The sequence below is a fragment of the Flavobacterium sp. KACC 22761 genome (genome assembly GCF_034058155.1).
Classification (GTDB): domain Bacteria; phylum Bacteroidota; class Bacteroidia; order Flavobacteriales; family Flavobacteriaceae; genus Flavobacterium.
Genome location: NZ_CP139148.1, coordinates 4138213 through 4152659, shown reverse-complemented (window position 1 = coordinate 4152659; position 14447 = coordinate 4138213). Strand labels below are relative to the sequence as shown.

Genomic DNA, 14447 nt, shown 5'->3' with positions numbered 1-14447 from the left:
ATTATATTACTTCTGTAGCGTAATAATGACACGAATCGGCTATTAAGCATTCTTCACATTTAGGTTTTGGTCTGCATGTTTCTCTTCCTAAAAAAGAAATGGCCATCCCAATTTCTGACCAGATATTTTTTGGCAAAACTTGCATCAAATCTTTCTCGACTTTATTTCCATCTTTTGCTTCTTTTATTATTCCAATTCTTGGAGCAACACGAATTACATGTAAATCGGCAATAATTCCTTCAGCGGGTTTTCCTGTTTCTCTTAAAATGACATTTGCAGATTTTCTTCCAACACCTTTTAATGCCGTTAATCCTTGCATTGTTAACGGAATATCATCATCATTTTGAATTGTTTTTGCAATTTCTAATATCCAATTGGCTTTTGTTCCGAAATTGCGAACTTTACTTATATAAGGAATTAATGTTTCAAGATCTGCTTTAGATAAACTTTTTAATGTTGGAAATTTTTCAAATAAAGCGGGTGCTATTTTGTTAATATTCGCATCAGAATCTTGGGCAGATAAAATGACCATAACTAATAATTGATATGGATTTTGGTGCTCTAGAGGATGTCTTTTTCCTTTATATTTCTTTAAAATGGGTTCTAATTTAGTTTCCCAATCTGATGTTTCTCCAAATAAATTCATATCAAATTTTCATTAAGTTAAGCATGTTGAAAATGTAACTGTCACAAAATTAGTTAGTTTTAATGAAATTTATGGTCTTTTTGATAACATTTTGATTTCCAAGTATTTTTCGGTGACCTAAACCATCAGTGAGATATAAAGTGCCATTTTCAAGATTTTTTTGAATATGTATTCCTGCTTTAACGGGAACTTCAGGGTCATCATTGTCGTGAATAACTAAAACAGGAATTTTTACTTTTTGTGCCGTTCGATATGCTGAAAAATCATCCATTTTCACTTGATATTTCTCCTCAAAATGGTTGCGAAGGCGTTCGCTGATTTCCTGTTTTAAGCCTAATTTTGAAATAAATTCGTCTAAAATATCTTGCACAATATCACCGCTTCCAATAATAACTGCTTTATTTACTTGAAGTCCGTCTTTAATTGCATTTAGAACTGACATACCTCCAAGTGAATGACCGATTGCAATTTCAAATGGTCCAAACTGTTTTTCAATTTCTAAGATAGAAGCAATAAATTCAGACATTATCGTCGATTTTCCTCGAGATTTTCCATGTGCAGGAGCGTCAAAACTTACTGTTGAAAAACCATTTTTCAAAAGTTCATCTGCTATTTTAAACAGTTGTGTACCTCTTCCAGACCATCCGTGAACTAATAAAACTTTACGATTGCTTTCTCCATATTGGTACGTCACAATGTTTTTGTTTATTGCTGGCACATGAATTATTTTATGTACGCTTTTAGAATCCATTTCAAGTTCTCGTTTCGGAATCTTATGTTTTATAGGCGTTGTAAATAATTTTGCCGCATATGAAGTAACCAATTTGGTTGAAATTAAAGCGCAAATTTTACAGGATACAATAATAAATTGTGGAATTTTTAATGATTTAGTAGGATTAGTTTCCTTTTTTGACATATTGATAATTTTTTTTAGAGAGCTTGATTCTCCTTATTTTTTCCTAAATTTAAAGAACATAAAAGTAGCATATTATTGATTAGATGTCGAAAAAAATAAATCAACAATTACTATTTAATACTGTTATAAAATTTTAGGATGGAAATATTTCATTTAAGCGCAGAATGTTACCCGATGGCAAAAGTGGGCGGTTTGGCCGATGTTGTTGGTGCATTGCCAAAATATCAGACTAATGCAGGACATCATGTAAGAGTTGTTGTTCCTTGTTATGATACCAAATTCAGAAAAGAAAATGATTTTGAATGTGTTCATTGGGGAAATGTAAAGCTCGGGAATTTCAATTTTCCTTTTAGTGTTTTAAAAGAGACCACTGACAAGCTCGGCTACGAATTATATCTTATAGAAATTAAAGAATTATTTGATAGGCCAAATGTTTATGGATACGAAGATGATATTGAACGCTTTTTGTCTTTTCAAATCGCAAGTTTAGATTGGATTGTGGCAAGAAATAAAGTACCTGATATTATAAATTGCCACGATCATCATACAGGAGTTGTTCCATTTTTGATAAAATATGCTTATAAATATGAAAGTTTACAAAATGTAAAAACAGCTATTACAATTCATAATGGTTTGTATCAAGGATGGTTTGGATTTGACAAACTGCATTATTTGCCCGAATTTGATTTGATTCATGTAGGGTTTCTGGAATGGAATCATTCTATTAATTCATTGGCTGTTGGTGTTAAGTGCGCACATGCAGTTACGACGGTTTCGCCAAGTTATCTTAATGAAATAAATAGCTATGCAAACGGATTGGAGGCATTGTTTAATTCGGTTCGAAATAAATCTAAAGGAATTTTAAACGGAATTGATATTGAAGTTTGGGATCCATCAAAAGATAAAATGATTGAACATCATTATACTATCGAAAGCTTTGAAATTGGAAAACAAAAGAATAAAGAAAAGCTCTGTGAACAATTTGAATTAGATCCTACAAAACCTCTTTTTAGTTTTATTGGACGTTTGTTTGAAGAAAAAGGCGGTGATTTATTGCCACAAGCGTCGGCATTAGCATTATCTGAAAATTTTGAAAATATTAATATTCTGATTTTAGGATCAGGAAATTCAGAAATAGAATCGCAATTGACGCAATTACGCAACGATTATAAAGGCAATTACAATGTTTTTATAGGTTATAATGAAGATTTGGCGCATTTCATTTATGCTGGTTCTGATTATATTTTAATGCCATCGAGAGTTGAACCATGCGGTTTGAATCAAATGTATGCGATGCGATATGGTACAATTCCGATTGTGAGAAGAACTGGGGGATTGCGAGATACGGTTATTGATTTTGGTGATGATGGAAATGGAGTTTGTCACGATCAGGCTTCTGTTGGAGATATTTGTTATTCGATAAATCGTGCAGTGAAACTGTATGATGATAAAATAAATTTTAATAAAGTTTTAAAAAGAGGAATGTCTGCAGATCATTCCTGGGAAAGTGTGTGCCAAGAATATATCGAAATATACAACTTAATAATTCAGCAAAATGAAATTTAAAAAGAAAAATGTAGTTGCCATTATTTTAGGAGGCGGACAAGGATCGCGCTTGTTCCCGTTAACAGAAACGAGATCAAAACCTGCAGTTCCTATTGGAGGAAAATATCGTTTGGTCGATATTCCAATTTCGAATTGCATCAATTCGGATATTTTTAAAATATTTGTTTTGACACAGTTTAATTCTGCATCTTTAAATGCTCATATTAAAAACACTTTTAATTTTAGTATTTTCAGCCAGTCTTTTGTTGATATTTTGGCCGCAGAGCAAACTCCTGATAATCCAACCTGGTTTCAAGGAACAGCAGATGCTGTTAGACAATGTATGTCACATTTTTTGAAACATGATTTTGACCATGCTTTGATTCTTTCAGGTGATCAACTATACCAAATGGATTTTAATGAAATGTTAGAAGCTCATATTGCAGCTGATGCTGAAATTTCGATTGCAACTTTGCCTGTAAATGCTAAAGATGCTCCGGAGTTTGGAATTTTAAAAACCAATCACGAGAGTGTTATTGAAGCTTTTATTGAAAAACCAGATGCTTCTTTATTGCCACAGTGGGAATCTGAGGTGAGCGAGCAAATGCAAGAAAAAGGCAAAAAATACTTGGCTTCAATGGGAATTTATATTTTTAATAAATCGTTGTTGGAGGAGTTAATGGCAAATCCGGACACGAAGGATTTTGGAAAAGAAATTATTCCACAAGCCGTTGGAAAACATAAAATATTAAGTTATCAATACGAAGGATATTGGACAGATATCGGAAATATTGAATCATTCTTTGAAGCAAATATCGGCTTAACCGCTGATATTCCAGAGTTTAATTTGTTCGATAATGACAACAAGATTTTTACAAGACCGCGATTGCTTCCTCCGTCAAAATTTAGAAATTCTATCATCAATCAATCCTTGATTTCTGAAGGCTGTATTATTAATGCTAAAGAAATTAAAAGCTCAGTAATTGGAATTCGTTCGAGAATTGGCGTTGGAACCGTTCTTGAAAATTGCTATGTGATGGGGAACGATTTCTATCAAGATCTTGATGAACTAAATCATGAAGCAAGCGTAAATAAAATTCATGTTGGAATTGGTGAAAATTGCTTCATTAAAAATGCTTTAGTAGATAAAAATGTCCGCATTGGAAATAACGTTCACATTAGCGGAGGAAAACATTTGGATAATTTTACAAACGAATTATACAGCATAAAAGATGGTATTGTTGTGATTAAAAAAGGAGCGATTCTTTCGGATAATTTTAGAATTGAATAAAATTTTAAAATTCCAAATACAAATAAGAAATTCCAATTATTGCCTTAAAAACCAAATATGACAAAAGTAATTACGCATTCTTTATTTACCGATTTTGATATTGATTTATTCAAAGCAGGAAAACATTTCAAATTATATGAAAAGTTAGGAGCGCATTTAATTGAAGTAAATGGAACAAAAGGCGTGTATTTTGCCGTTTGGGCCCCTACGGCCAAATCAGTTTCTGTGGTTGGAGATTTTAATTGTTGGGTTCAAGGCGAACATGAATTGCAGGTTCGTTGGGATTCTTCTGGAATTTGGGAAGGATTTATTCCTGATTTGTCAAAAGGTTCGCTTTATAAATACAAAATTCAGTCGCATATCGATGGAGTTGTAACTGAAAAAGCAGATCCATTTGCTTTATATTGTGAAAAACCACCACATACAGCATCAGTTGTCTGGGATTTAGATTACAATTGGAAAGATAAAAATTGGATGGAATCGCGCCATCAAAATAATGCCCTTGACAAACCTTATTCGGTTTATGAAGTGCATTTAGGATCGTGGAAACGAGCAGAACATAACCGCTTTTTGACTTATTTGGAATTAGCAGACGATTTGGTAAATTATGTAAAAGAAACAGGTTTTACACATGTAGAATTTATGCCGATCATGGAATATCCTTATGATCCTTCATGGGGATATCAACTGACAGGATATTTTGCGCCAACTTCTCGTTTTGGAAAACCTCAGGATTTTATGGTTTTGGTTGATAAACTGCATCAGGCTGGTATTGGTGTAATTTTGGATTGGGTTCCGTCGCACTTTCCTGACGATGCACATGGTTTAGGCTTCTTCGATGGTTCGCATTTATATGAACATCCAGATCGAAGAAAAGGCTATCATCCGGATTGGAAAAGTTTGGTTTTTAACTACGGTCGAAATGAAGTTCGTGCTTTTTTAATCAGTAATGCTGTTTTTTGGCTTCAAAATTATCATGCTGACGGATTAAGAGTTGATGCAGTAGCTTCGATGTTATATCTTGATTATTCGAGAAATGACGGCGAATGGGAACCGAATATTTATGGCGGAAGAGAAAATTTAGATAGTATTAGCTTTCTTAAAGAATTCAATGAGGTAATCTATTCTAATTTTAATGGAATTCAGACAATTGCAGAAGAAAGTACATCTTTTCCAATGGTTTCGAGACCAACATCTTATGGAGGTTTAGGTTTTGGAATGAAATGGATGATGGGCTGGATGCATGATACGTTGAAATATTTCCAGAAAGAAACTGTTTATCGAAAATATCATCAAAACGATTTGACTTTTTCAATGACGTATGCTTTTACAGAAAATTTTATGCTTCCGTTTTCGCATGACGAAGTGGTCTATGGAAAAAAATCTCTTATTTATAAAATGCCTGGCGACGAATGGCAACGATTTGCTAATTTGAGATTGCTCTACGGCTATATGTTTACACATCCCGGAACGAAATTATTGTTTATGGGAGCAGAATTCGGGCAAAGCGATGAATGGAATTTTGAAAAGAGCTTAGATTGGCATTTACTTCAGTATGATTATCATTCAGGAATTAAAAAGGTGATTACAGATTTGAATCAACTATATAAATCTCAGCCAGCATTGTTCGAAAAACAATTTACAGGTGAAGGTTTTGAATGGATTAATTATTCTGATCATCAGAATGCTATTGTTTCTTTTATCCGAAAAGGAAATAATCCAGATGAAAATCTAGTTGTGGTTTGTAATTTTACTCAGGTTGTAAGAGAAAATTACAGAATTGGTATTTCTAAAAAAGGGAAATTAAAAGAGATTTTTAACAGTGATGCTAAAATCTATGGAGGAAGTGGTGTTGGCAATCCTACTTCCATAAAAATTGATATTTCTCCGTATGATGGAAGAGATTATTCTGTCGAATTGATTTTGCCACCTTTGAGTGTTACTGTTTATTCTTTTGAATAGAAAATTACCGATAATTTTCAGTAATGCTTTTTTGTCATTTTAACGTTTATAAATTATCGAATTATTGATTTTTTGTAAAGTAATTTGTTACTCATTCAGAAAAAACGTTTTCGTGAATAAACCTTTTATTCATAGTGCTTTACCAAGTTTTTTTGTATGTTTGAAGTAAGGATTGAGTTATATAATTAAGACAATTGCGATATGATTACAAATACATCACTAGAACATAAAGGCAATTTATTTCCATCAAAAATAGTTTCGTATGAACATGAGGGAGATTCTATTTCTTTTTTCACCGACAATAATGTAATTTTAAAAGTCACGGTTCTTAGAGACAGTTTAATTCGTTTTCGTTTTACTACAAAAGGATATTTCAGCAACGATTTTTCGTATGCGATTGATAAAACGCAATTGCATGGCTATAATTTTTTGCAAGTCAGCGAAGACGAAAATTATTTTGAAATCAGAACCAGCAAAGTAGTTTGCAAAATTAAAAAAGCAGATGTTCGTTTGTCTATTTATGATTTAGAAAATTGTTTGATTCTTCAGGATGAGCTTGGATTTCACTGGGAAGAAAGCTATGAATATGGCGGTAACATTGTAAAAATGAGTAAGTCTTCAAAAGATGGAGAATGTTTTTACGGTCTTGGTGACAAAGCCACCCAAATGAATTTAAAGGGCAAAAGAGTAGAGAATTTTGCCACTGACCAATATGCTTATCATAAAGATCAAGAACCACTATATAAAGTTGTTCCATTTTATATTGGATTACACAATCAAAAATCCTACGGTGTTTTCTTCGATAACACTTTTAGAACCTTTTTTGATTTTTGTCAGGAAAGAAGAAACGTGACTAGTTTTTGGGCAGAAGGTGGAGAAATGAATTATTATTTCATTTACGGCCCGCAAATGCAAGATGTTGTAACAACTTATACCGATTTGACAGGAAAACCAGAATTACCACCACTTTGGGTTTTGGGCTACCATCAATGTAAATGGAGTTATTATCCAGAAAGCAAAGTCAAAGAAATCACTTCAAAATTCAGAGAACTTAAAATTCCGTGTGATGCCATATATCTCGATATTGATTATATGGATGGTTTCCGATGTTTTACTTGGAATAAAGAATATTTTCCTGATCCGAAAAAGATGGTTGCCGAATTAGCCGAAGACGGTTTTAAAACAATCGTAATCATCGATCCCGGAATTAAAATTGATAAAAATTATTGGGTTTATAAAGAAGCTTTAGAAAAAGATTATTTCTGCAAAAGAGCTGATGGTCCTTATATGAAAGGAAAAGTTTGGCCGGGCGAATGTAATTTTCCCGATTATACAAATCCTGTAGTAAGAGAATGGTGGGCAGGATTATTTAAAGAATTAATTTCAGAGATTGGTGTAAAAGGAGTCTGGAACGATATGAACGAACCAGCCGTTATGGAAGTTCCAAACAAAACTTTCCCGATGGATGTTCGACATCTTTATGATGGTAATCCTTGCAGCCACAGAAAAGCACATAATATTTACGGAACACAAATGGCAAGAGCCACTTATCATGGCGTAAAACGATTTGCGTATCCAAAACGTCCATTTGTAATCACAAGATCGGCTTATTCTGGCGCTCAACGTTATACATCGTCATGGACGGGAGATAACGTAGCAACTTGGGAACATTTATGGATTGCGAATATTCAGGTTCAGAGAATGTCAATTTCGGGAATGGGATTTACAGGCTCTGATATTGGGGGTTTTGCCGAGCAACCAACGGGAGAACTTTATGCGCGATGGATTCAGTTAGGGGTTTTTCATCCTTTTTGCAGAACGCATTCTTCTGGAGATCATGGAAATCAGGAACCTTGGGCTTTTGATGAAGAAGTCATTAATATTACCAGAAAATTTGTGAGTCTTCGCTATCAGCTTCTACCATACTTATATACGATGTTCTGGCAATATATTGAAGAAGGTATTCCGATGTTGAAACCTTTAGTGTATTACGATCAAGAAGATACACAAACGCATTATCGAAATGATGAATTTATCTTTGGAAACCAAATTTTAGTGTGTCCAATTCTTGAACCTAATGCTGTAGGTAGACGTATGTATATTCCTAGAGGTGAGTGGTATAACTTCTGGACAAATGAACTTTTTTTAGGAGGAAGAGAAATTTGGATTGATACAAAATTTGACGAAATTCCGGTTTTTGTAAAAGCAGGTGCTATTATTCCAAAATATCCTGTTCAGCAGTATGTTGGTGAATTGGAATTTGATGAATTGACTTTGGATGTTTATTACAAACATGGCAAAGAAAAATCAGCAGTTTATGAAGATGCACAAGATGGATATGATTATAAAAAAGGACGTTATAGCCATTTATCATTGCGTTCTATCGGAAAAGATAAAGAATTGATTATTCAGCTTCATAAAGAAGGAAAATATGATACGCCTTATTCTAAATATAAAATTAATTTAATTGGGCTTCCATTTAAAGTTAAAGAGATTGAAATTGACAATGAAAGCATCGAATTTGACAAAATTGGTTTTGAGCAAAATAACTTCTTGATTGTTGATAAAGAATTCAATGAGCTGCATATTGTAGGAGAATAAGTAAATTCTGATAAATTTTTATAAAATTCTATAATAATTTACACTTTTTTAGTTGTATTTTTGTGTGTGTTTAAATTTTTAGTATCATGAAAAAACATCTAATTGCAGGGGTTTTTACAGCTGTTTTGGTTTACAGCTGTGCAACAAACCCAATAACAGGAAAACAAAATTTGAATTTTGTTTCCAATAGTGAATTATTTCCATCTTCATTTCAACAATACAATCAGTTTTTGACTGAAAACAAAGTAATTACTGGAACTGCAGATGCTAAACTTGTAGAAACGGTCGGTTACAAAATTAAATTGGCAGCCGAAAAATATTTAAATTACTTAGGACAGACACAATATCTAAAAGATTATCGCTGGGAATACAAATTAGTTGATAATAAAGAAGTAAATGCATGGTGTTTGCCTGGAGGAAAAATTGTTGTTTATTCAGGTATTTTACCGGTAACGCAAAATGAATCTGGTTTGGCAACGGTAATGGGACACGAAGTTTCACATGCATTAGCGAACCACGGCGCACAAAGGATGTCTGCAGCACAATTACAACAAATTGGTGGAGCTGCTTTAGGAGCAGCAACAAGCGGAAAATCTGAAGCAACGCAACAAATTTTTGCACAAGCATACGGAATTGGCTCTGAAGTAGGAGTGATGCTTCCTTTCAGCAGAAGCAATGAAAGCGAGGCTGATAAAATTGGTCTGACTTTAATGGCGATTGCAGGTTATAATCCAGATGATGCAGTTGCATTTTGGAGCAGAATGGCTGCAAAATCGGGCGCGTCAGGAACTCCGGAATTTATGAGTACACACCCTTCAGATGCAACCAGAATTGCTAATATAAAAGCATTAGTACCTGAAGCTAAAGCAATAGCTTTGAAAGTAGGGACTATAAAATAAATTTTACATTTACAATTAAATGATATTTAAAGCTATTCGTTTTCGAATGGCTTTTTTAGTTTATGATTTAATAATATAGGAATCGAACAAATTATATTTGATTATCATAAAAAATAGATAAATTCGTAGCGCATTAACAAAACCATTTCTATGAAAAACCTACCAAAAGGAGATAAGAAATTACTAAATGCCTGGGCATTTTACGATTGGGCAAATTCAGTTTATACTTTGACTATTGCATCGGCGGTATTTCCAATATTTTACGAAGCATTATTTACAAATCGTGGTCATTATATTGATGTATTCAGAATGCATCTTAAAAATTCTGCATTAATTAGTTTCACTACTGCAGCCGCGTTTCTAGTTGTATCATTTATTTCACCATTATTATCTGGAATTGCAGATTATGTTGGCAACAAAAAAGCTTTTATGAAGTTTTTCTGTTATTTAGGTGCTTTGTCTTGTGTAGGATTATATTGGTTTGATCTTGGGAATATTTATATCGGATTGGCATTTTATTTTTTAGGATTAATTGGATATTGGGGAAGTTTGGTTTTTTATAATTCTTATTTGCCCGATATTGCTTTTGAGGATCAGCAGGATCGAATTAGTGCCAAAGGATATTCTCTTGGATATATTGGCAGTGTAATTTTATTGCTTATCAATCTTGGCATGATTATGTTTCCACAAACTTTTAATATCACAGCAATGGAAGCAATGCGATATTCTTTCATTATGGTTGGTGTTTGGTGGATTCTTTTTAGCCAATATACCTATTATTATTTGCCAAAAGGGAGTAAAGAGAATGGTCAAAAATTGACTAGAAGCGTTGTTTTCAATGGCTTTAAAGAGCTAAAAAAGGTTTGGGGTTTATTGAATGACAATGTTCCGTTGAGACGATATTTAGGTGGATTTTTTGTTTCAAGTATGGCAGTGCAAACTGTAATGCTGGTTGCAACTTATTTTGGCGCACAAGAAATTAAGTGGTCTTCGCCAGAAGAAAGTCAACAAGGATTAATTATTTGCATTTTGTTAATTCAACTTGTAGCTGTTGTGGGAGCCGTTTTGACTTCAAGAGCTTCGGCAAAATATGGAAATGTACCAACTTTGATTTTTATTAATGCCATTTGGGCAGTATTTTGCGCTTTGGCATATTTCATAACATTACCAATGCATTTTTATGTTATGGCAACTGTTGCAGGATTTGTAATGGGAGGAATTCAGGCATTATCACGCTCTACATATTCAAAATTATTGCCAGAAACTGAAGATACAGCTTCGTTTTTTAGTTTTTACGATGTTGCCGAGAAAATCGGAATTGTAATAGGAATGTGCATTTATGGAATAATTGATCAGCGAACAGGAAGTCCGCGTAAAGCAATTGTTGTTCTTGCAATTTTCTTCGTCACATCGATTTTCCTTTTAAGAAGAGTTCATAAAAAAGAGGCACTTTAAGTGCCTCTTTTTATTTAATAAAGTATGAAGAAAATAAAACTCAATAATAAAAGACGAATGATTGTTCGATTTTTGATTTGATGATTTTTAAAAATCTCTTATTATTGAGTTCTTTTAATTTATGCTTTTGAAATTTTTCCTGATCCAGAAACTTTTGTATCTTTTTTCTCAGGATTTCCAGAGTATGTAATATCGCCAGAACCAGAAACTCTTGCAGTCAAACTTTCGTTGCAGTTTATTTTAACATCGCCAGAACCTGAAACCATTACATCAGCCTTTTTAGATTTCAAATTTGTCGCTTCAATATCACCAGAACCAGAAAGTTTAATAGCTAAATTGTCTGCATTGCCTTTTAATTTGATATCTCCCGAACCGCTCAAGCTAAAATCAAAAGAATTTGCGACAACATTTAAATCGATATCTCCTGAACCCGATAATTTTGCTGAAAATTTATCATTTTTGATCGGATCTTTACTTACAATATCTCCTGAACCAGAAAGGTTAAGTTCTGATATTTTTTCAAATGGAATCGTGATTTCTACTTTTTTTCCTGAGCTTGGGCGAATATTAGTTCCTTTTTTTGTATAAATTTTTAAAGCATTATCTTGTACTTCAACAATAATTACGGCCAGAATATTTTCTTCGCCTTTAATTGTAATTTTACCTTCTTTTCCTGCTACTAAATCAACATCGTAAAAACCTGATACTTTGATTGCATCATATTCTGACGTTGTTCTGGTTTGAGTTACAACATTTCCGTTTCCGTTAATTTTTTCTTGTGCGTTTGCTGTTAAACCAATTAATAATGCACCGTAAACTACTGATTGAAAAATTTTTTTCATGGTTTTTGTTTCTTTAAAATTATTGTTTTTTGATTAATGATACGTTTCCGTAATTTGAATTAATTATTACTTTATTCTGACCTTTCTTTTTGTGATAACCACTTATGCTTTTTGAATTGTTTTTAGTTTCACTGACATTAATTTCAAGATCATCTCCATTTTTAATGCTCGCATATTTTGTATTAATGTCAAAATCAAAAGCATAATTATAATTGTAGCCCAATGAAATATCGGTATATCCTGAGTTAATATTCACATTGTTAGCTTTTTCAGTCAGTGAGCCAATATTTACCTTGCTGTAATTTGTGTTGATGGTCAAATTGCTTGATACTTCGGCAACAGAAACTGTAAGATAGTTTCCAGAACCTGAAAAAGAGTTTACTTTTTGAAATTTCAGATTTCCGTAATTACAGTCGTATTTAATGTTTTGAGCGTCAGAAACTACTAAATCTGTATAATTTGCATCAAAATTAATATTACCTGAATCATTGATTTTCAAACCAGAATAACGAGCTTCTACCGTGCCATTTTTGATATAATCGATAGATGAATTTTGGCAATATTCAATGTTAAGTCTATTTGTGGCATTATTTAATTTACCAATAGTGACTTTTCCGTATTTACAGCTTATGTCAGTTGCACCTTCTAAAGTCATTGTGGTAATATTTCCGTATTTGTTCATCAGTTTTACGGTTCCGTTTTTCGGAATTTTAATTACATAATTGATTTCAAAACTATTGCTGCTTCCTCGTCCTTTGTTGGTAGAATTTCCAATTTTAGTAACTGCTGTTACCATTGATTTTAAGGCAGTAATATCAACATCAATAGTGTTCAATTTTTCGTTTACCCAATTTTCATTTGCTCCAGTGACTTTGATCGTGATGTCAAGATCTACTTTGTCTTCATCCCAAGTGGATACAGAAATGTTTCCATATTTATTATCAATATCAATTCCCGCATTTGAATTTACGATATAGGTTTTTTTGATATTTTTTTGTTTCGAAATATTCGTGTCATCATTTGAAAATCCCAAGAAAGGAACTAAGATGAACAGAATTAGTATTTTATAATGTTTTTTCATGGCTAGTGTTTTTTAAATTTTCGTTTTCTTCGATTCGTTTCAAAACTGTCTGCAAAAAGGAAATTCTAGTTTGCAGATTGCTTATCATGGCATAAATGATTTGTTTGTTTTCGCCGTTTTTTTGCAATTCATTAATGATTTTTTGATAATCAGCATCAAAAACTTTCATTTGTTTCAATGCATCATTTATGATTTGCTCATTTTCGGGCGAACTTTTTTCTTTAAGTTTAACCAGCTCGTTATCAATCAGAATATTGAAAATAGAATCAGTACGTTGTGTTTCTTTAGATGCAAATTTGAATTCCTTCGGTTTTTCGGTTTTATAAAAAACAGTTATTCCAAGCATTAAAACTATAGTGGCTGCAATTGCTGTGGCAAACCAATAATTTCTCTTTTTAGGCTGTTTTTGATTTAATTTGCTCAAGAAAATATCCTGATGATCTGGATTTAATTCTTGAACATCCCATTGGTCTTCAAACTTGTTGAATAATTGATCTAAATTGTCGTTGTTATTTTCCATTTTCATATCTCCTCTAATTTTTTTCGCAAACTTTCTTTTGCTCTGCTTAATGTGGTTCGGCAGTTTTGATAACTAATATTCAAAATCTCGCTTATTTCTTCTTGATCGTATCCTTCTATGTAAAAAAGTGTCAGAACCATTCGATAACTGTCTTTCAGACTTGAAATAGTGTCTAAAACTTGTTTTACTTTTAAAGTGTTAAAATCAATGGCTTCGGAATTAAACTCATCTTTATCTTCAATTTTATAAAGCGTCTTGCTCAAATCATCGATCTGAAAAGCATTGTTCTTTTTGTAAAAATCAATACTATAATTGATCACGATTTTCTTTAGCCACGCGCCAAAAGCAACTTCCTGTTTGTAGTCGTTTATTTTTGTAAATGCCTTCAAAAAACCTTCTTGCATGACGTCTTGTGCAAAATGTTCGTCTTTTACAATACGGTATGCCACATTGTACATGGCTTTACTGTATCGGTTGTAAATTTCAAATTGGGCTTTCTGATTATTCTCTTTACAAAGCGCGATTAATTCTTCGATATTTTGGTTGGTTATACTCAAGTAATGATTGCTAGTTTTTTATAATGACTGGGCTTTTTTTTATTTGTTACAGTTTCTATAAAATTAATTTTATTTTTTTTTAAATAATTAGATTGTGTAAGATTTTTATTTCTTTGTATAAAATCTATATTT

At 32.6% G+C, this 14447-nt stretch carries 12 protein-coding genes; 6 read left to right on the top strand and 6 right to left on the bottom strand.

Features of this window, described 5'->3' with window-relative positions:
* Position 1: 1 nt before the first annotated feature.
* Together SCB73_RS17990 and SCB73_RS17985 are read right to left on the bottom strand one after the other, a co-directional pair.
* On the bottom strand, positions 2–646 hold the full coding sequence (locus SCB73_RS17990) for an endonuclease III domain-containing protein (RefSeq protein ID WP_320567571.1): 645 nt from the start codon (positions 644–646) through the stop codon (positions 2–4).
* A 49-nt stretch (positions 647–695) separates the two neighbouring features.
* Positions 696–1562, bottom strand: coding sequence for an alpha/beta hydrolase (locus SCB73_RS17985; RefSeq protein WP_320567570.1), 867 nt, complete (start codon positions 1560–1562; stop codon positions 696–698).
* A 138-nt stretch (positions 1563–1700) separates the two neighbouring features.
* Between SCB73_RS17985 and SCB73_RS17980 the strand changes: the two genes are divergently transcribed.
* The 6 genes from SCB73_RS17980 (at position 1701) to SCB73_RS17955 (ending at position 11315) form a co-directional block, all read left to right on the top strand.
* On the top strand, positions 1701–3128 hold the full coding sequence (locus SCB73_RS17980) for a glycogen synthase (RefSeq protein WP_320567569.1): 1428 nt from the start codon (positions 1701–1703) through the stop codon (positions 3126–3128).
* A complete protein-coding gene (locus tag SCB73_RS17975; RefSeq protein ID WP_320567568.1) occupies positions 3118–4398 on the top strand; it encodes a glucose-1-phosphate adenylyltransferase in 1281 nt (426 codons plus the stop codon). The genes SCB73_RS17980 and SCB73_RS17975 overlap by 11 nt, the downstream gene beginning before the upstream one ends.
* Positions 4399–4455: 57 nt before the next feature.
* Positions 4456–6360: a 1,4-alpha-glucan branching protein GlgB gene (gene glgB / locus SCB73_RS17970; protein WP_320567567.1), complete on the top strand. Its 1905-nt coding sequence runs from the start codon at positions 4456–4458 to the stop codon at positions 6358–6360.
* A gap of 201 nt (positions 6361–6561) precedes the next feature.
* The gene (locus tag SCB73_RS17965; protein ID WP_320567566.1) at positions 6562–8961 is read left to right on the top strand and encodes a glycoside hydrolase family 31 protein; all 2400 of its coding nucleotides are present in this window, start codon (positions 6562–6564) and stop codon (positions 8959–8961) included.
* 86 nt (positions 8962–9047) lie between these two features.
* Positions 9048–9860, top strand: a complete 813-nt coding sequence (locus tag SCB73_RS17960; protein ID WP_320567565.1) for a M48 family metallopeptidase — start codon at positions 9048–9050, stop codon at positions 9858–9860.
* A 150-nt stretch (positions 9861–10010) separates the two neighbouring features.
* The gene (locus SCB73_RS17955; RefSeq protein ID WP_320567564.1) at positions 10011–11315 is read left to right on the top strand and encodes an MFS transporter; all 1305 of its coding nucleotides are present in this window, start codon (positions 10011–10013) and stop codon (positions 11313–11315) included.
* A 119-nt stretch (positions 11316–11434) separates the two neighbouring features.
* Here SCB73_RS17955 and SCB73_RS17950 read toward each other — a convergent pair whose 3' ends face one another.
* Genes SCB73_RS17950 through SCB73_RS17935 form a run of 4 tightly spaced genes read right to left on the bottom strand, consistent with a single transcriptional unit; the run spans position 11435 to position 14315 of the window.
* Positions 11435–12157, bottom strand: coding sequence for a head GIN domain-containing protein (locus SCB73_RS17950; protein WP_320567563.1), 723 nt, complete (start codon positions 12155–12157; stop codon positions 11435–11437).
* Positions 12158–12176: 19 nt separating this feature from the next.
* Positions 12177–13238: a hypothetical protein gene (locus tag SCB73_RS17945; protein ID WP_320567562.1), complete on the bottom strand. Its 1062-nt coding sequence runs from the start codon at positions 13236–13238 to the stop codon at positions 12177–12179.
* Positions 13222–13764 carry an anti-sigma factor gene (locus SCB73_RS17940; RefSeq protein WP_320567561.1) on the bottom strand — a complete coding sequence of 181 codons (543 nt, stop codon included), beginning with the start codon at positions 13762–13764 and terminating at the stop codon, positions 13222–13224. The genes SCB73_RS17945 and SCB73_RS17940 overlap by 17 nt, the downstream gene beginning before the upstream one ends.
* A complete protein-coding gene (locus SCB73_RS17935) occupies positions 13761–14315 on the bottom strand; it encodes an RNA polymerase sigma factor (RefSeq protein ID WP_320567560.1) in 555 nt (184 codons plus the stop codon). The genes SCB73_RS17940 and SCB73_RS17935 overlap by 4 nt, the downstream gene beginning before the upstream one ends.
* Positions 14316–14447 lie beyond the last annotated feature (132 nt).

Coding starts and splice junctions, on each gene's coding strand:
- SCB73_RS17965 (WP_320567566.1), top strand. CDS start 6,562: ATGATTACAAATACATCACTAGAACATAAAGGCAATTTATTTCCATCA.
- SCB73_RS17955 (WP_320567564.1), top strand. CDS start 10,011: ATGAAAAACCTACCAAAAGGAGATAAGAAATTACTAAATGCCTGGGCA.
- SCB73_RS17980 (WP_320567569.1), top strand. CDS start 1,701: ATGGAAATATTTCATTTAAGCGCAGAATGTTACCCGATGGCAAAAGTG.
- SCB73_RS17985 (WP_320567570.1), bottom strand. CDS start 1,562: ATGTCAAAAAAGGAAACTAATCCTACTAAATCATTAAAAATTCCACAA.
- SCB73_RS17960 (WP_320567565.1), top strand. CDS start 9,048: ATGAAAAAACATCTAATTGCAGGGGTTTTTACAGCTGTTTTGGTTTAC.
- SCB73_RS17945 (WP_320567562.1), bottom strand. CDS start 13,238: ATGAAAAAACATTATAAAATACTAATTCTGTTCATCTTAGTTCCTTTC.
- SCB73_RS17950 (WP_320567563.1), bottom strand. CDS start 12,157: ATGAAAAAAATTTTTCAATCAGTAGTTTACGGTGCATTATTAATTGGT.
- SCB73_RS17990 (WP_320567571.1), bottom strand. CDS start 646: ATGAATTTATTTGGAGAAACATCAGATTGGGAAACTAAATTAGAACCC.
- SCB73_RS17940 (WP_320567561.1), bottom strand. CDS start 13,764: ATGAAAATGGAAAATAACAACGACAATTTAGATCAATTATTCAACAAG.
- SCB73_RS17975 (WP_320567568.1), top strand. CDS start 3,118: ATGAAATTTAAAAAGAAAAATGTAGTTGCCATTATTTTAGGAGGCGGA.
- glgB (WP_320567567.1), top strand. CDS start 4,456: ATGACAAAAGTAATTACGCATTCTTTATTTACCGATTTTGATATTGAT.